Below are 18,548 nucleotides of genomic sequence, written 5' to 3'. Positions count from 1 at the left end.
CTTAAAAGCCCTGCAGCAGGGTCAAATGTTCCGCGACAGGGCCGAGCGCTAGCGCGGGCAAGAAGGTCAAACCACCAACAAGCAAAATCACCAGTGTCAGCAGCATGACAAACAGCGGGCCGTGGGTCGGGAAGCTGTGGCCGTCTTGCGGGGCCGATTTCTTCGCCGCCAAACTCCCGGCTATCGCCAGTATTGGCAGGATGAAACCGAATCGCCCGAGCAGCATGGCCAATGCGATCATCAGGTTGTGATACGGCGTATTGGCACCAAACCCGGCAAAGGCGGAACCGTTGTTGGCGGTACCTGATGTGTAGGCATACAAGATCTGGCTAAAGCCATGTGGCCCGGGGTTGGTAATCGACATCGCAGGACCCGTCAGACTTAAACCCAAGGCAGCAAATACCAGCACACCGACGGGCATGACCAACAGCGTCATGACTAACAGCCGCACTTCGCGCGCCTCAAGCTTTTTGCCGAGGTATTCCGGCGTGCGTCCAATCATCAAACCGGCAAGAAACACGGCGATCAATACGAACAGCAACATCCCGTAAAGACCTGCACCCACACCGCCAAAAATGATCTCACCAAGCATCATGTTCAGCAGCGGAACCATCCCACCGAGCGCGCTAAAACTGTCGTGCATGGCATTCACCGAACCGTTGGACGCAGCAGTAGTCGCCACGGCCCAGAGCGCCGATGCGGCAATCCCCAGACGACTCTCCTTACCCTCCAGCGATCCAGATTGTTCAATGGGCAGTGCCGTTAATGTGGGATTGGGTTGCAGTTCAGCGTAGAGGGTCACGCCAAAGCCGAGAATAAACAGAATCAGCATGCTCGCCAGCAGCGCCCGACTTTGCCGCAAGTCTTTGGCATAGTGACCAAAGGTGAACAGCAGCGCTGCGGGGATCAGCAGAATCGACGCCATCTCGAACAGGTTGCTCCAGGCCGTCGGATTCTCGAAGGGGTGCGCAGAGTTGACACCGAAGAACCCACCGCCATTGGTACCCAGCTGCTTGATCGCGATCTGGCTGGCGGCTGGCCCAAGCGGAATAGTCTGATCCGCCCCCAATAACGTTTTGGCATGCACATAAGCCATAAACGTTTGCGGCACGCCCTGCCACACCAGGAACAGCGCCAGCAATAGGCAAAACGGCAGTAGCACGTAGAGCACGCCACGCGTCAGATCCACCCAGAAGTTGCCAATACTGTTGCTTGAGCGCCGGGTAATCCCCCGGCAAAAAACCACCAGCACAGCCAGGCCCACTGCCGGGCTGATAAAGTTTTGGACACCAAGCCCCAGCATCTGACTGAAATAACTCAGTGACGCTTCGCCGCTATAGGCCTGCCAATTGGTGTTAGTGACGAAACTGACTGCGGTATTGAGGGCCAGCGACCAACTCATTGGGGCAAGTTGCTGCGGATTTAAACCCAGCATCCCTTGCAACATCAAAATGGCAAACAGCCCGGCCAGGCATATAAGGGTAAAAGCCAACAGCGCCAAGCTGTAGCCCTTCCAGTCTTGCTCGGCTTGGCTATCAACACCCGCAAGGCGATAGCACAACCGCTCAACGGGCAGCAAAATCGGGCTAAGCAAGGTCTGCTGGCCTTCCATGGCGCGGAATATGTAACGTCCCAAAAACGGCGAAGGCACCAACACCATCACAAAGAAAGCCAGAATCAGCCAGTAATCTTGGACTTGCATAAGGCCTCCTACCCCCGCTCAGCGCGCATCAGCGCAAGTAACAGGTAAAAGAACAGGCCTAGTGCCAAACTCAGCGACAGTCCATCGAGAAGATTCATAATCACGGCTCCGAAAACGCCCCAACGGCGCAGGACTAATTCTCGGATTTCAAGCGTAAAGGTTCGATTGGACTAAGGCGCCAATGGCGTAAAGAAAGTATAAAATTTCAGGCTTTATGTGATTGTCAGGGCGGTTCGACTCCATGAGTGTTGCTTTTTTACAGGCCGCCTATCGGTCTTGTCAGATGTCGAACAAGATCGGCTTAATTTGCCCGAAAGCCTCGTCTCTGCTAGTGTCGCGGGCGATAGATGCCCGTTGATTTCCCGCCGAGAACACCCGCCATGGCCCGCAAGAAAGCTGCTGCTGATTTTGAGCAATCCCTGACTGAGCTACAAAGCTTGGTCGAACGCCTGGAAAACGGCGAAATGTCGCTCGAAGACTCACTGACTGCATTCGAACAAGGCATCCGTTTGACCCGCGATTGCCAAGCTGCACTGGCGCAAGCTGAGCAGAAGGTCAGCCTGCTGCTGGAGCGCAATGGCGAACTGGAGGAGGCGCCCTTCGACGCGGACAAACAAGCATGATTGAAGCCTACCAGGCTCAGTGCCAACAGCGGGTAGATGCCGCCCTTGAGCGCTTGTTTGTTGCGCCACAGCCAGACCTGCAACGCCTTTACCACGCCATGCGCTACAGCGTCACCAATGGCGGCAAACGGGTCCGACCCTTGCTGGCCTATGCCGCCTGCGAAGCACTCGGCGGCAACGTCGAGCACGCCAATGGCGCTGCCTGCGCGGTCGAGCTGATCCATGCTTACTCGTTGGTCCATGACGACTTACCCGCCATGGATGATGACGACCTGCGTCGTGGCAAACCCACTACCCACAAAGCCTTCGACGAAGCCGCTGCGATTCTGGCCGGTGACGGTTTGCAAACCCTGGCCTTTGAAGTGCTCAGCAGTGCTGAATTGAATCCGCTCAGCGCTGAATTGCGCCTGGAGATGATTGCCACCCTCGCCCGCGCCTCCGGTCCGGCGGGCATGGTCGGCGGGCAGGCAATCGACTTGGGCTCCGTGGGCCAAGCGCTCGGCCAAGCCGCGCTGGAAAACATGCACCGGCACAAAACCGGCGCCTTGATCGAAGCCAGCGTAGCGCTTGGCGCACTGGCAAGCGGCAATGCCGAACCAAAGGTCTTAACCGCCTTGCAACGCTATGCTCAAGCTATAGGGCTGGCCTTCCAGGTGCAGGACGATATTCTCGATATCGAAAGCGACACCAGCACGCTGGGCAAAACCCAAGGGAAAGATCAGGCCAATGACAAGCCGACATACCCGGCGCTATTGGGCCTGCCCAATGCCAAAGCCTACGCCCTCGAATTACGTGACCATGCTTTGGCTGCGCTTGAAGACCTGGGCGCCGCTGCGGAACCACTGCGCATGCTGGCCCGTTATATCGTTGAGCGGCGCAATTAATTTGTCGGTCGCCTGAATCATTCAGGCGCCGCATGCTCAGCCACAATCACTCAAACAAATACCTTGTCGATCAGCCGATAAGGCTTTGTTTACCTCGCCTGCACAGTGCATAAGATGGTCACCAGAATAACAATTCCGGAGCCGTTGCCATGCCCGTTTCAGCCTTGTTGATTGCCAATCGCGGCGAAATCGCCATCCGCATCGCCCGCGCGGCTGCCGACATGAATCTGCGCAGCGTGGCGGTCTATGCAGAGGACGACGCCGCCTCACTGCATGTACGCGCCGCTGACAGCGCAGTGGCGCTCAAGGGTCGCGGGGTGGCCGCGTACCTGGACATCAGCCAACTGATCGCTCTCGCTCAGGAGCAAGGCTGCAATGCCATCCATCCCGGCTATGGTTTTCTGGCAGAAAACCCTGAGTTGGCACGTCAATGTGCCGCGGCCGGCATCCGCTTTATCGGCCCAAGCGCTGAAGTCCTGCACCTGTTTGGCGACAAAGCCCAAGCCCGTGCATTGGCTGAACGCTGCGATGTGCAACTGGTACGCGGCATCAATCAGGCCATAGACCTGCAGCAAGCCCAAGATTTTATGCACAGCCTCGGCGACTCGGCGGCGGTTATGCTCAAGGCGCTGGCGGGTGGCGGCGGACGCGGCATGCGGGCGGTGTTCACGCCTGCAGATTTGCCCGACGCATTCAAACGCTGCCAGTCCGAAGCTCGCAGCGCCTTTGGCATTGATTCGCTGTACATCGAGCAATTGGTGAGCAACGCCCGGCACATTGAAATTCAAGTGCTGGGTGATGGCAGCGGCGCGGTGAGTCATCTCTGGGAGCGTGATTGCAGCCTGCAGCGGCGTCAGCAAAAAATCATCGAAATCGCCCCCAGCCCGGACCTGTCACCGGACACCCGCCAGCGCATGATTGATGCGGCGCTCAAGCTTGCCAGCAAGGTTAATTATCAAGGTATCGGCACCTTCGAGTTCCTTGTCGATAACGACAGTCCCCAGCACTTCTACTTTATGGAAGCCAACCCACGGATTCAGGTTGAGCACACCATCACCGAACAAATCACCGGCGTTGACCTGCTGCAAACCCAGCTCAAACTGGCCATGGGTGACTCGTTGGCCGAGCTCAATCTGCTCGAGCCGCCGACTATTAATGGCTGCGCCGTGCAATTACGGATCAACATGGAAACCCTCGCTAGCGACGGCACCACGCACCCAGCCGCAGGTACCTTGAGCGCCTATCAACCCCCGAGCGGCCCGGGTTTGCGGGTTGATGGCTACGGCTATCCCGGCTACAGCGTCAACCCGAGTTACGACTCCCTGCTGGCCAAGCTGATTGTGCATGCGCCGGATTACCCAAGTGCGTTGCGCAAGGCGTATCGCGCGCTGTGCGAGTTCAATATCGAAGGGGTAAGCCATTCGATTGGCCTGCTGCAAAGCGTGCTGCAACTTCCCGAAGTAGCGCGCAATCAAGTCAATACACGCTTCGTCGAAAGCCAACTGAGCGCACTGCTGGGTGCGCAGGCATCCGCCCATCCGCACCACTATTTCAATCACAGCGCTGGCACATCAAGCAGCGCGACGAGCATCAGCCAGGTGCCTCAGGGTTGTGAAGCACTATGCGCGCCCAGCAGCGGCGTGATCGTCAGTTTGCAGGTTGACGTAGGCGATAGCGTGGCCAAGGGCGAAACCATCGCGGTGCTTGAAGCCATGAAAATGGAGCTTGAGATCAAGGCCGAACACAGCGGCATTGTCCACAGCCTTGCAGTTAAGCCCGGCAGTATTGTTAGCCAAGGCGCAGCGTTGGTGTTTATTGAACCTGCGGACGTTACCGGCGAGCAAATGCTCAACGAAGAAGCGATCGACCTTGAGCATATTCGCGCCGACCTCGGTGAGGTCCTTGAACGCCATGCAATCACCCTTGATGAAGGACGGCCCCATGCCGTCGCCAAGCGTCGTAAAACCCAGCAGCGCACCACCCGGGAGAACCTCGCCGACCTGCTTGACCAAGGCAGCTTCAGTGAGTACGGCGCACTGGCGATTGCCGCGCAACGGCGCCGGCGTTCGCTGGATGAACTGATTGAACAAAGCCCTGCCGATGGTTTAGTCGCCGGTACCGGCACCATCAACGCCGAACTGTTTGGCAGTAAAGCCGCACGCTGCATGGCCATCGCCTACGACTACACGGTATTTGCCGGCACCCAGGGAGTGATGAACCACAAGAAAACCGACCGCATGCTGCAACTGGCCGAGCAATGGCGCCTGCCCGTGGTGCTGTTCGCCGAAGGCGGCGGTGGTCGCCCTGGTGACACGGATTTCGTCGGTGTCGCCGGGCTCGACTGCCACACCTTTGTTGGCATGGCCAAACTGTCTGGACGGGTGCCGCTGGTCGGCGTGGTGTCTGGCCGTTGTTTCGCAGGTAACGCCGCGCTGCTGGGGTGCTGCGATGTGATCATCGCCACCCGCAACGCCAGCATCGGCATGGCGGGGCCGGCGATGATTGAAGGCGGTGGTCTGGGCAGCTACACCGCTGAACAAGTTGGCCCAACCAGCGTACAAAGCCCCAATGGGGTGATTGATCTGTTGGTCGAGGATGAAGCCGAAGCAGTCAGCGCCGCCAAGCACTACCTGGGGTACTTTCAAGGCGCGCTAAACGACTGGCAATGCAGCGACCAGCGCAAGTTGCGCCACTTGATTCCAGAAAATCGTCTGCGGGTTTATGACATTCGCCACGTCATCGAAACCCTGGCCGATCAAGGCTCAGTGCTGGAACTGCGCCGCGAATTTGCCCCGGGCATGATCACCGCGTTTATCCGCATCGAAGGCCAGCCATTTGGTTTACTGGCCAATAACCCGGCCCATCTCGGCGGTGCCATTGACGCCGTCAGTGGCGATAAAGCCGCGCGCTTTATGCAGCTGTGCAATGCCTTTGATATCCCACTGGTATCGCTGTGCGACACGCCCGGTTTTATGGTCGGCCCACAAGCCGAGCAACAAGCCACCGTACGCCATGTATCACGCATGTTCGTTGTAGCCGCCAGCCTGAGCGTGCCGTTCTTCACCGTCGTATTGCGCAAAGGTTACGGTTTGGGCGCGCAAGCCATGGCCGCCGGTAGCTTCCACTCACCGCTGTTCACCATCGCCTGGCCCAGTGGTGAATTCGGTGCAATGGGCTTGGAGGGCGCGGTTCGCCTGGGCTTTGCCAAAGAGTTGGCGGCGGCCGAATCGGAGCAAGCGCGCCAGCAGCTGTTCGACAAGCTCGTCACCAAGGCTTATGCCAATGGCAAGGCGATCAATATGGCCAGCTTCCTTGAGATCGACGCGGTGATTGATCCCGAACAAACCCGAGGCTGGTTGATTCGCGGTCTCAATTCAACCCCTGCCCCGTCAGCAGAAAAAACGGGGAAACGCGGTTATATCGATGCCTGGTAGGGTTTTATTTTCAGACCTAAAGTGGTCAAAGCAGTGATTGAGCGGCGTCCTCTGCTGCTGATTGGCCACTTCTTATTTGGGTACAGTGCGGGGCTTCGGGTAAACTGGCGCATCTTTGTATTTATAACGATTCGCCTGATGCCGACGACTTTCCACGAGATTCCCCGCGAACGCCCGCTGACGCCCTTGCTTGACCGCGCGAATACGCCGACCGAGCTGCGCCGCTTGGGTGAGGCCGAGCTGGAAACCCTGGCCGACGAACTGCGCCAATACCTGCTTTACACCGTTGGCCAGACCGGCGGTCACTTTGGCGCGGGCCTTGGCGTAGTCGAGCTGACGATTGCTCTGCATTATGTTTTCGATACCCCCGACGACCGCCTGGTGTGGGACGTTGGTCATCAAGCCTACCCCCATAAAATCCTCACCGGTCGCCGCGAGCGCATGAGCACGCTCCGCCAAAAGGACGGTGTTGCCGCATTCCCCCGGCGCAGTGAAAGCGAGTACGACACCTTTGGCGTCGGCCACTCAAGCACTTCAATCAGTGCCGCACTGGGTATGGCTGTTGCCGCCAAAATTCAGGGCAGCAACCGTAAAAGTGTGGCCGTTATCGGTGATGGTGCGCTGACTGCGGGCATGGCTTTCGAGGCGTTGAACCACGCGTCCGACCTCAAAGCCAACATGTTGGTGGTGCTCAACGACAACGACATGTCGATCTCGCGCAATGTTGGCGGGCTGTCCAATTATCTGGCGAAGATTCTTTCCAGCCGCACTTACGCGAGCATGCGTGAAGGCAGTAAGAAAGTGCTTTCACGTCTTCCTGGCGCGTGGGAAATCGCCCGCAAAACCGAAGAGCACGCCAAAGGCATGTTGGTCCCGGGTACGCTGTTTGAAGAGCTCGGCTGGAATTACATCGGCCCAATTGATGGCCACGACCTGCCGACCATGCTGGCCACGCTGCGCAATATGCGCGACCTCGAAGGCCCGCAGTTTCTGCATGTCATCACCACCAAGGGCAAAGGCTTCGCTCCCGCCGAAGCAGACCCCATTGGCTACCATGCAATCACCAAACTTGAGCCGGTAAACCGCCCCGCTCCGCAGAACGCAGCGAAAAAGCCGGCCGGGCCTAAGTACTCCAGCGTTTTCGGTCAGTGGCTGTGCGACATGGCTGCGCAGGATCCACGCCTGCTTGGCATTACCCCGGCGATGAAGGAAGGCTCTGACCTGGTCGCCTTTAGCGAGCAATACCCAGACCGCTATTTCGATACGGCAATCGCCGAGCAGCATGCGGTGACCCTCGCAGCCGGCATGGCTTGCGAAGGCAGCAAGCCGGTTGTGGCGATCTACTCGACCTTCCTACAACGCGCCTATGACCAACTGATTCACGACGTTGCCGTGCAACACCTCGATGTATTGTTTGCCATCGACCGCGCAGGCTTGGTCGGTGAAGACGGCCCGACCCACGCCGGCAGCTTCGACATCACCTACTTGCGCTGCATCCCCGGCATGCTGGTGATGACTCCGAGCGATGAAAACGAATTGCGCCGCATGCTGACCACCGGCCACCTGTTTAACGGCCCGGCCGCCGTGCGCTATCCACGCGGCACTGGCCCCGGTGCGGTGATTGAATCTGGCCTCGAGCCGCTTGAAATTGGCAAAGGCGTGATCCGTCGCCAAGGCAGCGGCACTGCAATGCTGGTGTTCGGTGTACAACTGAACGAGGCCCTGAAAGCGGCTGAAGCACTGGATGCGACCGTGGTCGATATGCGCTTCGTAAAGCCGATTGATGAAGCCTTGATCCGCCAACTGGCTGCAAGCCATGAGTTGCTGGTGACCATCGAGGAAAACAGCATCATGGGCGGTGCAGGCAGTGCAGTCAGCGAATTTCTGGCTCAGGAAAACCTGCTCAAGCCAGTCCTGCATCTGGGCCTGCCTGACGTTTATGTCGAGCATGCTAAACCCGCTCAAATGCTCGCCGAATGTGGCTTGGATGCCAGCGGTATAGAGCTGGCAATTCGTCAGCGTTTGGCTGTTATCAACAAATAAGTAACCCGCTACCGCAAATTCGGTAGCGGTTTTATCGTGATTGACCGAGGTCGCTGCCAGCCGCAAGGCTCAGCGTGAAAAGGGAAGCAGGTGCGTCTATGACAATGCCTGCGCTGCCCCCGCAACGGTAACCGACAGTGCTGCACTTCAGGGTGCAACACAGCGTTTTTCGACAACCACTGGGCTCGCCCGGGAAGGTGAAAAACGGCGTCGGCAGCCCGGAGACCTGCCTCGTTGCAATTTTTGACTGGTGTTGCGGAGGGCATCACCGTCAAGTACAGGTCTCTACTTGCCGGTACTTGTCCCTGCCCTCCTCAAAAGCATTGTACTTTTGAGGTTGTTTAATGAAGTTCTCCCGCGTTTCTCTGGCGCTCGCGCTGGCCCCATGCCTGGCCACTGCCGCCGAATCTGCTGCGCCTTATCAGGCCACGCCACTGGTGATCACCTCAGGCCGACAGGCCGAGCCGATCAGCAAAGCCACCGCCGCAATTACTGTATTTGAACGCAAGGACATCGAACGCCTGCAGGCCGGTGACGTGCTGGATCTACTGGCACGCACGCCGGGTGTCAGCGTCCAGCGCAGCGGCGGCAGCGGCTCACTCAGCGGGATATTCATTCGCGGCACCTCGACAGCGCAAAGCCTGGTGCTGGTCAACGGCCAGCGCATTGCCGGCAGCTCCAGTGGCACCGCCAGTCTTGAACAACTCAATCTGGATCAGATCGAACGCATCGAAGTGGTACGCGGCAGCCGTTCTGCACTGTACGGTTCAGACGCCATTGGCGGGGTTATTCAGATTTTCACCCGCAGCGGCGAACAGGGCCTGCACCCTCGTCTTAAAGTCGGCTACGGCAGCCATGGTACTTGGCAGCGCAGCCTCGGCTTGTCGGGCGGTGATGAGCAAACCCGTTTCGACTTGGGCGCCTCACTCGATGAAACCGACGGTTTCGAACGCACCAACCTGATTGGCAGCGAAGACAGCGCCTACCGCAACAAGGGCCTGAATCTGAGCCTGTTGCACAATTTCAACGACAACTTGGAAGCAGGGATCAGCCTGCTGCGCCAAACCGGTCAGAGTGAGTACGATTACAGTTTGTCGCCCGCCCAAGCGGCCGACACTGACTTTGAAGAGTCTACCGGTAGCGCGTACCTGCAATCGCAAATCAACGAAAACTGGACCTCACGCCTGGAATTGGGCCACACCGAGAATCGTCAAAAATCCCACGACCCTTACGGCGGCTCGGTATTCAACACCTACCGCGACCAAGCCAGCTGGTTGAACACGCTTAACTTCGCCGACCACCAGCAAGTACTACTGGGGCTGGACTGGTATGAGGATCGTCTGAACAGCGCAACGCCTTTCAACGAAGACTCGCGCTGGAACAAAGCCGCGTTTATTCAACATCGCTATGACAATGACGCGTTCGGCACAGAACTGGGCCTGCGCCATGACGACAATCAAGCCTTTGGCAGCCAGAACAGTTGGAACGCTGCTTTCACTTGGCACTTAAACAGCGACAATGATCTGGTCGCCTCGTACAGCGAATCGTTCCGCGCACCGACCTTTAATGACCTGTACTACCCAGATGATTGCTTCCCCGGTTTCGGCTGCACCGTCTACAGCAACCCTGATCTGCAACCCGAGACGGCGCGCAGCTACGAGTTGCAGTGGCGCTCGCGGTTGTCGCCAACCAGCTCACTACAAATATCGGCCTACCGCACCCGGATTGAAGACGCCATCGTCACCAACAACGCCCTGGACGGTAATCAGGCAAACAGCATCAATGCCTTTCGCCCGGAGAACATTGATCAGGCAACTATTCACGGTTTGGAAGTCGCACTGGAACAGCAGGTGTTTGGCTGGCAGACCAGCCTCGGCTATAGCTTGGTCGATGCGCGTAATAGCAGCGGCAGCGGTAATGATGGCAAGCGCCTGAGCCGCCGCCCGGAAAACACCTTCACCGCAGATATCGATCGCAGCTTTGGCCAGTTCAATGTCGGCGCCGGTTGGCTGGTGGCAAGTCATAGCTATAACGACCTGGCGAATGACCAGGAGATTCCGGGCTACGGCATATTGGGCCTGCGTGCCGGCTGGAAAGCGCCTAACGATCTGCGCTTTGACCTGAAGGTGGACAACCTGCTCGACCACGACTATTACCAAGCCAACGGCACCGCGTTCGACAGCAACACCTTTGCCGAAGTCCCCTTCCACTACGAAGAAGCCGGGCGTACCGCCTTGGTCTCGATGACGTGGACACCGCAACTCTAACAACACGCCAAATGGTGGCTCAACGTAGGGTGGTCAACGCGAAGCTTGGCCACCGTGGCGGTGCCGACTCTCAGCTATTTGTGATCGCAAATGGTGGCCGAAAAAAGTCGACCACCAAGAGCGTCGACCGCTGATGGCAGCCGCTCAATGCTTGAGTTCGACAACACCATAGACCTTACGTGAGTAGGCATAAAACGCTAAGCCCACTGCCGACCAACCCCCGACCAGTACCCACTCGATTGGCAGCAGTGCCGAAGGCGCGATGGGGGTGTAAAGCAGCACTAGGCCGAGAGATAGAATCAGCGCAACATAACCCACCCAAGGGCCTTTCCCTGCGCGAAACGGACGCTCCATCCCAGGCTCTTTTTTGCGCAAAACGATAAACGCAAGCGCCACCATCGAATAAGCAACCACGATGCCCAAACCACCCGCATCAACCAGCCAAACCATTGCTTGGCGGCCAAACAGCGGGGCCACAATCGACAGCGCACCAATCAGTAAAATCGCATTGACCGGGGTTTTATAAGTGGGGTGCAATTTGGCCAGAAAGGCAGGCAACATTTTGGCTTCGGCCATTGCATAGACAGCACGCGACCCGCCGATCAAAAACGCATTCCAGCTGGTGAGGATACCGCCTAAACCTGCAAGCACCAGCAGTTTTCCAGCCCATGAGCCGCCCAAAACTGCTGTTGCCGCGTCCGCTGTTGCGAGCTTGGTTGCTGCCAAAGCGTCTGCATCTAGCGCACGCCCTGTGGCGTACATGATCAAGATGTACCAGGCCACAGCCATCAAAACAGAGACGATCAAAATGATGCCGATCTTACGAAATGGCAAATCAATTTCTTCAGCGGCCTGCGGAATGACGTCGAAGCCCACAAACAAAAACGGCGTCATGATAATGACCGAAAATACCCCGCCCATGCCGCCGACAAAAAGTGGCTCAGTATTGGCGGTTGATCCGTTAAAAAGCGAACCGCTGATCAGCATCAAACCCACCGCGATAATCAATACCGTGATCACCGCCTGAAACATTGCACTGGCTTTGACCCCACGGATATTGAGCCAGGTCATGCCGATAGCCCCGACAATCCCTACCATCGCCCAGGTGAAGTAGACGTCCCAGCCAGCGACCGAATACATTAATCCAACTTTGTACCCGGGGATGATCTGCTCCAGCACCGTAGGCAGCGCAACGGCCTCAAAGGCCACCACCGACACATAGCCAAGAATAATCGCCCAAGTGCAGAAAAATGAGGCCCCAGCGCCCATGGCGCGGTGGGTATAGACATGCTCACCGCCATTTTGCGGCATGGCGGATGCCAGCTCAGCATAAGCGAGGCCGATCATGATCACCGCGGTGCCACCAATGGCGAAGGCCAGCATCGTGCCGCCCGTACCGGCGTTGCTAATCATGGTCCCGGCCAGTACAACCCAGCCCCAACCCACCATCGCGCCAAAGGCCAGGGCAATGACATCTTTGGAGCCCAATACGCGAGCAAACTTTGTATCGTTAGACATGGTTCCTCCTTGAGCCAAGTCACTCTAGATCACTCTAGAAAACGCATGGCAATAGGCACCACTCGACTTGAGCGCGACCAAATGATTGAAGAAAAGATCGTGACACTGCGACAAACTTAACGGCTAACAACTTGCGAACGCAAGCAAGGATGGCCGCCCTAGACGGTCTCCCGCGTGCCAGAGGCGGGTAGCTATTGCGCTTTGGCCAGCACCCGGCAGAGTTGCTCGGTGGCATTGAGCATCTGAAAACTGGGCCGCTCCAAGCCTTTATCTGGAACTTGCCACAGCTGGTTACGCTGCACCGCAGTGATCGTTGACCAGCGCTGCCACGCATCAAGCTGTGCGCCACTGCTCGCCAAAATCACGTCTGGATTGCGCTGCAGAACCGCCTCAATACTCACTTGCGGCGCTGGCAGGCTAACGTCGGCAAACACATTTCTCGCACCACACACACGCAGCGCATCGCTAACGATCTGCTGCCCGCCCAAGGTGTACAGCGGCTTGTCCCAGACCTGGTAGAAAACCGACACGGGTTGAGCCCGGTGATAGCGGCTGCGCAGCGCGGCCAGGCCCTTGATGAATTGCTGCTGCAGTTTGTGCCCTTGCCTCGCTCGGCCAATACGCTCACCGATTTCGGAAAATTGATCGGCTAGGGTATCCAGGGTATGGGGTTCAGCCACAAGCATTGGAATGCCAAATGCTTGCAACTGCTGACGTTGCGATTGGCTGATGCTGCCGGGCCACAGCAGAATCAAATCAGGCTGCAAGGCCAATAGGGTTTCCATTTCTAACTGAGCATAGCGCCCGACCGATGGCAGGCTCGCCACAGCCGCAGGCCGTGGACCGCCATCGAGCACGCCAACCAACTGCTGCTGGGCGCCCAAATCAATGACGATTTCAGTTAACGAAGGGGCAAGGCTAACGATTCGATCGGCCGCTGACACCGGCGCAGAGCAACCAAGTGCGAGCAGAAGTGGAAGCAGCAGACGGCGCATCAGCCGAGCTGGCGAGGAATACGGTAGAGATACAATATGACCAAGCTCGAAACCGTCAGCAGAATCAATGGGACTGCCTCAAGGCTGGTGAATACCGCGGCCGCTGCGATCCAGGCAGGCAAGCCAGCCCCCCAACAAGCTTTGCGCCGTGCTTCGCCCAAGGTCTGCCAAGCGGCGGGTTCAACCTCTGTATCACGCGCTTTGCCGGTGGCGATAAGCGCGTGCTTGTAGGCGTTGAACAAGGGCAAACTGACAAACATCGACAGCATACCGGCGATGAAAAACGGCATCGCTAATACACCCGGCTCACGGCTGGACTCGAACAGGCTATTGATGATGAGCACGGGCAGCACAACCAACACCAGTTGCCACCACCACAAGATCGAAAAACGGCGACGTACCTGAGGGCGGTTCACGCTTTTTCCTCAACCTCGGCTTGGTGCAGGCTGCCGAGCATATGGCCAAGCTTGCCAGCCTTGGTCGCCAGGTACTTTTTATTGTGCGGGTTGTGGTCAATCTGCAGGGGAACACGCGCAGCCACATTGATGCCCATATCGCCCAGTGCCTTTACCTTGCGCGGGTTGTTGGTCATCAACTTCAGCTCAGCAATGCCCAAGTGATCAAGCATCGGTTTGCAGATGGCGTAATCGCGTTGATCTGCACCAAAACCCAGGCGCTCGTTGGCTTCTACCGTATCGGCGCCGCCGTCTTGCAACTCATAAGCACGAATTTTATTCAGCAGGCCAATCCCGCGACCTTCCTGGCGCAGGTACAGCAGCACGCCACGGCCTTCAGCGGCAATTGCGCTCAGCGCAGCTTCAAGCTGAAAGCCACAATCACAGCGCAGGCTAAACAGGGCATCACCGGTCAGGCATTCAGAATGCAAACGTCCCAATACGGGCTCACCATTGGCGACATCGCCAAATGTCAGGGCAACATGCTCTTTGCCCGTGGCTTCTTCAAGAAAGCCGTGCATGGTAAAAACGCCAAATGGCGTCGGTAATTGGGAGGCGGCGACGAACACGACTGACACCCTGTGCTCCTAGAGTAAGTAAGGGATATAGGCGGGCATTGTAACAGCAGCCCATCATCACCGGTCAGCTTGAATTACTGATGATAAGTATCAAAGCAAATCACTCGACTTGGCGAATATCAGCAGGAGTCGGCTTTCGGAACTTGGTCTACAGGCGGTTATTGCTTGGACTCAAGCACCAGCACATCTTGGTCGACCTTCCAGCCCACCCTGCCGAGAAAGCTCATGCCGAGCAGCGCCTCGCCATTGGTGCCCACGTCCATCACCGTACCCTCGACACCCAGCACTTCAATGGTGCCGACCTTGACGCTGTTGAGGTTAACCTTCCAACCGCGCGCGACCCCATTTGCCGTACTGACGCGAATCTCGCGGCCGGTTGCCCGGTAATCGATCCCCAATTGATCTGCTTGTGCGCCAGTCAGGGCGACCGAGGTAGCGCCAGTGTCGACCAAAAATTGAATGGGATGGCCGTTGACCGAACCTGCAACCCAGTAATGCCCGCTCTCGCCTTTGGCAATGCTGAACCTGCGTTTCTCTGGCGCCGCCATGCCTTGGGTGTAATCGCGGGTCAAGCTGTAAGTGCGTTCAACCCCATCAACCCGCAGTACAGCGCCGCGGGCATCCGCACTAACAACCTGAACGCCGCCAGGCCCGATTTGGCCAACCTTGACCAGTTTGCGCTGGCCGTCGACATTCAACACCGCAGCCCCCGGAAATAATCCAACCACCTGCACTTGCCCAGCAGCCCAAGTGCAAGTTGCACCGGCAATGAGCAAAGTGACCCACAGTGCTTTCATATACGGCATCCAACGGTCCTTGTTATCAGTCAAATGGATATGGCTGCTTCCAGCGTTTGAAAATTGGTTTCAATGAACCCTCTTTGACCAATTTTTGCATTCGCCGATCAAATATCTCAGCCAGTTTATGACCCCGTGGATTGTCAGCAAACCCCAGGTAGATTGGCAACCGGGTGAGTGCAGTCACCCGGTAATGCGCAGGATCAGCGGCAGTCATCAGCAATTGATCAACTTCAGTGCGCGCGTCAATAAAATAATCGGCACGACCAAAATCAAGCATATCTAGAATACCGTTACGCCGCTGAACTTCGCGGAAGCGCGTCAAATTTGGCAAATATTGTTGGTACGCATAACCGCGCACCCAAACCAGTCGGTACTGACTGATGGTTTGTATGTTGGGCACGGGGCTATCGAGGGTACTGAGCGCCGTTATTTGATCGGCATCGTAATACCAATGCGGATAGAAAACGCCCTGCTGGACCTCATCCAGATATGACCCGACCCAGGCATCTGCCTCCGCGCGCTGAACCAAGCCAATCGAGCGGGTATATGTCATGGTCTGAATGTTGAGCTTGATCCCGACAGGCTCGTAAACCGCACGCAGAATATCCCACGCCAAGCCGCTGCCATCCGCTTGGGTGTAGTCCTCCCATACATCGCTGACCAGATTAATATCATCTGGCTCGCTTGGCTCAGCGGCTGCAACCCCTGAGCAAAGCGAACACACCAGCATTATCGCTAAAACCCTTGCGATCATAGGCCCTTTAAATCCATGAGTGAGCAGCGCGATTGCGCCCAAGCAATGCGTCAATCCACACGCGTTAACTCAAACCATCACAGCTCAAAAAAACAAGCTGGGCGCACATCCATTCGCCCAACCCCAAACTAGCAACTGCATACTTCGCCAAACAAAGGCGCGAGCCAGCGCATCGCCTGCATGATCCGAACATCGCCCTGCTTATGCCGATCAAGGCGAATCGGCATGGCTTTAACGATGTTTAACAAGCGCAACACTAGGAAGCCTAGCAGCATCCGTCAGCAACCAGGCAAAGCTCGACCACTGAAGCCTAAGTGGCAGCACTCCCTGGTAGCGTTCCAGAGCCAAAACCGAAGGCTATAAAAAACACCGATGGGGCCAGACTCACTGCGGGATTGATTCCCACTCATCCACCGTGACGCCCGAAATGTTGATAGCCGCTCGTCGCCTGAACAATCTTTGTCCCACGTTCGTCTAACAACTCGACACCCTGCCCGGCCACTACAGAACCGATCACATGCAACGGCCAGCCTTGTGCTTGCAGTGGCGCCAGCTTGGCTGCCGGCAGGGTGAATGCCAACACATAATCATCACCACCACTTAGCGCACAGCGCTGCACGGTTTGGCCATCGGCAAACGCCTGCAGGGAAGCAGAGACAGGCACTTTGGCCAGCTCAATCTGCAAGCAGACCTTGGATGCCGCAGCGATATGTCCGCAGTCAGCCAGCAATCCATCGGAGATATCCAGTGCCGCACTGGCGTTACCGCGCAACGCCTGCCCCAAAGCAAGCTGTGGTTGCGGCGACCAGTAATGCTGCAACAGCGCTTTAGCTTCAGCAGAGTCATCGGCGCGTTGCCCCAGCACCAGCGGCAAAGCGCCAGCGGCATCGCCCAGGCAGCCACCGACACAGAGCAGATCCCCCTCGCGGGCACCGCTGCGCGTCAGCGCCAAACCCTTTGGCGTCCGCCCAAACACCGTCAGCGTTAGGCTTAACGGGCCACGAGTAGTATCTCCACCGATCAAGCGCACCGAGCAGGTACGCGCCATCTGGTCGAGGCCCTTGGCAAAAGCCTGCAACCAATCGGCATGGGCCGACTCAAGGGTTAATGCCAGGGTAAAACCAATGGGTGTAGCACCCATGGCGGCTAAATCACTGACCGATACCGCTAACGCTCGCTGCGCCAACAAATACGGGTCGGGGTTATGGGGAAAATGCACCCCGGCGACCAAGCTGTCTGTGGATACCGCTAATTGTTCACCAGCAGGCACATCAAGCAAGGCGCAATCATCGCCAATGCCCAATGCCACGCCTTCACCACCTTGGGCGCACGCCGCCGAAGCAAAGTAGTGACTGATCAGCTCGAATTCACCCATGACCATTAACGCCCGAATTGAAAATGCAAAAGCCGCACTATTGAAGGCGGCTTTTGACTATTACTGCAATGACTAAGCTCCAAACCTAAAACAATCTGGCGCAGTAGTTTCTAGCGCTTGTAGGCGCGAACCTCATCTGCCCGCAAGCGCGGAGCCAGCTTGTCGAGTACACCGTTTACGAACTTGTGACCATCGGTGGCGCCGAAGATTTTCGCCAGCTCAATGCCTTCGTTGATGACCACGCGATAGGGGATATCGACACGGTTGCGCAGTTCATAGGTCGACAGACGCAGAATCGCCAGTTCAACCGGGTCGATTTCATCCAGCGGGCGGTCAAGCAACGGCTCAAACGCGCTGTCGATCTCGGCCTTCTGACGGGGTACGCCATGCAGAATCTCGTGGAAGTAGGCGCCATCTACTGCAGTGAAATCATTATCCACGCGGAACTGCGCTTCGATTTCATTGAGTGGCTGGCCCGCTACGTGCCATGAGTACAACGCCTGCATAGCCAGGGTTCGCGCTTCACGGCGCGCCAAGGTTTTTGGGCTCGGGCCTTTCTTCGGCGCGGGCGACTTTGGCGGCTGGCTATTGCTATCGTTCTGGCTCACTTGGCCTCCAACTGCGCCAGCAGACTAACCATTTCCAGGGCAGACAATGCAGCTTCAGCGCCTTTGTTACCGGCTTTGGTGCCAGAACGCTCGATCGCTTGTTCGATAGAATCCACAGTCAGCACACCAAATGCAACGGGTACGCCAAACTCCATGGATACTTGGGCCAAACCTTTGGTGCACTCGCCGGCCACGTATTCGAAGTGCGGCGTACCGCCACGAATCACCGCGCCAAGGGCGATAATTGCATCGAAATCGCCACGTTGAGCAACTTTCTGGGCAACCAATGGAATCTCAAAAGCACCCGGAGCGCGGATGATTGTAATGTCGCTTTCATTCACGCCGTGGCGAACCAAGGCGTCAACAGCGCCACTTACCAGGCTTTCAACAACAAAGCTGTTGAAGCGGCCAACCACCAGTGCAAAGCGGCCCTTGGGGGCAATAAAAGTACCTTCGATGGTCTTCAGGGTCATAGCGAATCTCGTCAATTAAAGAGCCAGGCCGCCATGTGC

The 18,548-nt window shown here is 57.2% G+C and carries 16 protein-coding genes and 1 riboswitch; of the genes, 5 read left to right on the top strand and 11 right to left on the bottom strand.

Annotated elements, in window-relative coordinates; all coding sequences use genetic code 11:
* Position 1: 1 nt before the first annotated feature.
* Both kdpA and AACY09_RS18410 read right to left on the bottom strand, forming a co-directional pair.
* Complete coding sequence (gene kdpA / locus AACY09_RS18415; protein ID WP_339490086.1) at positions 2-1,702, bottom strand: potassium-transporting ATPase subunit KdpA; 1,701 nt, start codon at positions 1,700-1,702, stop codon at positions 2-4.
* 8 nt (positions 1,703-1,710) lie between these two features.
* Entirely contained in the window at positions 1,711-1,800 is a 90-nt protein-coding gene (locus AACY09_RS18410; RefSeq protein ID WP_339490084.1) for a potassium-transporting ATPase subunit F, read from the bottom strand.
* A gap of 282 nt (positions 1,801-2,082) precedes the next feature.
* On the opposite strand from AACY09_RS18410, the gene AACY09_RS18405 reads away from it, so the two are divergent.
* From AACY09_RS18405 to AACY09_RS18385, 5 genes are all read left to right on the top strand, one after another.
* Positions 2,083-2,325, top strand: a complete 243-nt coding sequence (locus tag AACY09_RS18405) for an exodeoxyribonuclease VII small subunit (RefSeq protein WP_339490082.1) — start codon at positions 2,083-2,085, stop codon at positions 2,323-2,325.
* On the top strand, positions 2,322-3,209 hold the full coding sequence (gene ispA / locus AACY09_RS18400; protein WP_339490080.1) for a (2E,6E)-farnesyl diphosphate synthase: 888 nt from the start codon (positions 2,322-2,324) through the stop codon (positions 3,207-3,209). Before AACY09_RS18405 ends, ispA begins: the two co-directional genes overlap by 4 nt.
* Before the next feature lie 149 nt (positions 3,210-3,358).
* A complete protein-coding gene (locus AACY09_RS18395) occupies positions 3,359-6,643 on the top strand; it encodes an acetyl-CoA carboxylase family protein (RefSeq protein WP_339490078.1) in 3,285 nt (1,094 codons plus the stop codon).
* A gap of 138 nt (positions 6,644-6,781) precedes the next feature.
* Positions 6,782-8,686 carry a 1-deoxy-D-xylulose-5-phosphate synthase gene (gene dxs / locus AACY09_RS18390; protein ID WP_339490077.1) on the top strand — a complete coding sequence of 635 codons (1,905 nt, stop codon included), beginning with the start codon at positions 6,782-6,784 and terminating at the stop codon, positions 8,684-8,686.
* Positions 8,687-8,716: 30 nt separating this feature from the next.
* Positions 8,717-8,934: riboswitch (cobalamin riboswitch) on the top strand.
* A 96-nt stretch (positions 8,935-9,030) separates the two neighbouring features.
* Complete coding sequence (locus AACY09_RS18385) at positions 9,031-10,953, top strand: TonB-dependent receptor domain-containing protein (RefSeq protein WP_339490076.1); 1,923 nt, start codon at positions 9,031-9,033, stop codon at positions 10,951-10,953.
* Between the two features lie 144 nt (positions 10,954-11,097).
* Here the strand turns inward: AACY09_RS18385 and AACY09_RS18380 are convergent, their stop codons facing one another.
* The 9 genes from AACY09_RS18380 to ribH all read right to left on the bottom strand — a co-directional run bounded on the left by AACY09_RS18380 (position 11,098) and on the right by ribH (position 18,509).
* Positions 11,098-12,471, bottom strand: coding sequence for an APC family permease (locus AACY09_RS18380; RefSeq protein ID WP_339490075.1), 1,374 nt, complete (start codon positions 12,469-12,471; stop codon positions 11,098-11,100).
* 191 nt (positions 12,472-12,662) lie between these two features.
* Positions 12,663-13,466: a cobalamin-binding protein gene (locus AACY09_RS18375; RefSeq protein WP_339490074.1), complete on the bottom strand. Its 804-nt coding sequence runs from the start codon at positions 13,464-13,466 to the stop codon at positions 12,663-12,665.
* On the bottom strand, positions 13,466-13,882 hold the full coding sequence (locus tag AACY09_RS18370; RefSeq protein ID WP_339490072.1) for an MFS transporter: 417 nt from the start codon (positions 13,880-13,882) through the stop codon (positions 13,466-13,468). Before AACY09_RS18370 ends, AACY09_RS18375 begins: the two co-directional genes overlap by 1 nt.
* A complete protein-coding gene (gene ribA / locus AACY09_RS18365; RefSeq protein WP_339490071.1) occupies positions 13,879-14,499 on the bottom strand; it encodes a GTP cyclohydrolase II in 621 nt (206 codons plus the stop codon). Before ribA ends, AACY09_RS18370 begins: the two co-directional genes overlap by 4 nt.
* A gap of 158 nt (positions 14,500-14,657) precedes the next feature.
* On the bottom strand, positions 14,658-15,305 hold the full coding sequence (locus AACY09_RS18360) for a retropepsin-like aspartic protease family protein (protein ID WP_445323881.1): 648 nt from the start codon (positions 15,303-15,305) through the stop codon (positions 14,658-14,660).
* Positions 15,306-15,321: 16 nt separating this feature from the next.
* Complete coding sequence (locus AACY09_RS18355) at positions 15,322-16,053, bottom strand: substrate-binding periplasmic protein (protein WP_339490067.1); 732 nt, start codon at positions 16,051-16,053, stop codon at positions 15,322-15,324.
* A 406-nt stretch (positions 16,054-16,459) separates the two neighbouring features.
* Positions 16,460-17,428 carry a thiamine-phosphate kinase gene (gene thiL, locus AACY09_RS18350; protein WP_339490065.1) on the bottom strand — a complete coding sequence of 323 codons (969 nt, stop codon included), beginning with the start codon at positions 17,426-17,428 and terminating at the stop codon, positions 16,460-16,462.
* A gap of 110 nt (positions 17,429-17,538) precedes the next feature.
* The gene (gene nusB / locus AACY09_RS18345) at positions 17,539-18,036 is read right to left on the bottom strand and encodes a transcription antitermination factor NusB (protein ID WP_445323880.1); all 498 of its coding nucleotides are present in this window, start codon (positions 18,034-18,036) and stop codon (positions 17,539-17,541) included.
* Complete coding sequence (gene ribH, locus AACY09_RS18340; protein WP_010487077.1) at positions 18,033-18,509, bottom strand: 6,7-dimethyl-8-ribityllumazine synthase; 477 nt, start codon at positions 18,507-18,509, stop codon at positions 18,033-18,035. The genes nusB and ribH overlap by 4 nt, the downstream gene beginning before the upstream one ends.
* Positions 18,510-18,548 lie beyond the last annotated feature (39 nt).

Source organism: Pseudomonas sp. EL_65y_Pfl2_R95, assembly GCF_963971045.1.
Taxonomy (GTDB): Bacteria; Pseudomonadota; Gammaproteobacteria; order Pseudomonadales; family Pseudomonadaceae; genus Aquipseudomonas.
Note: the sequence above shows the minus strand (reverse complement) of the source record. Positions and strands in the feature narration are given on the sequence as shown.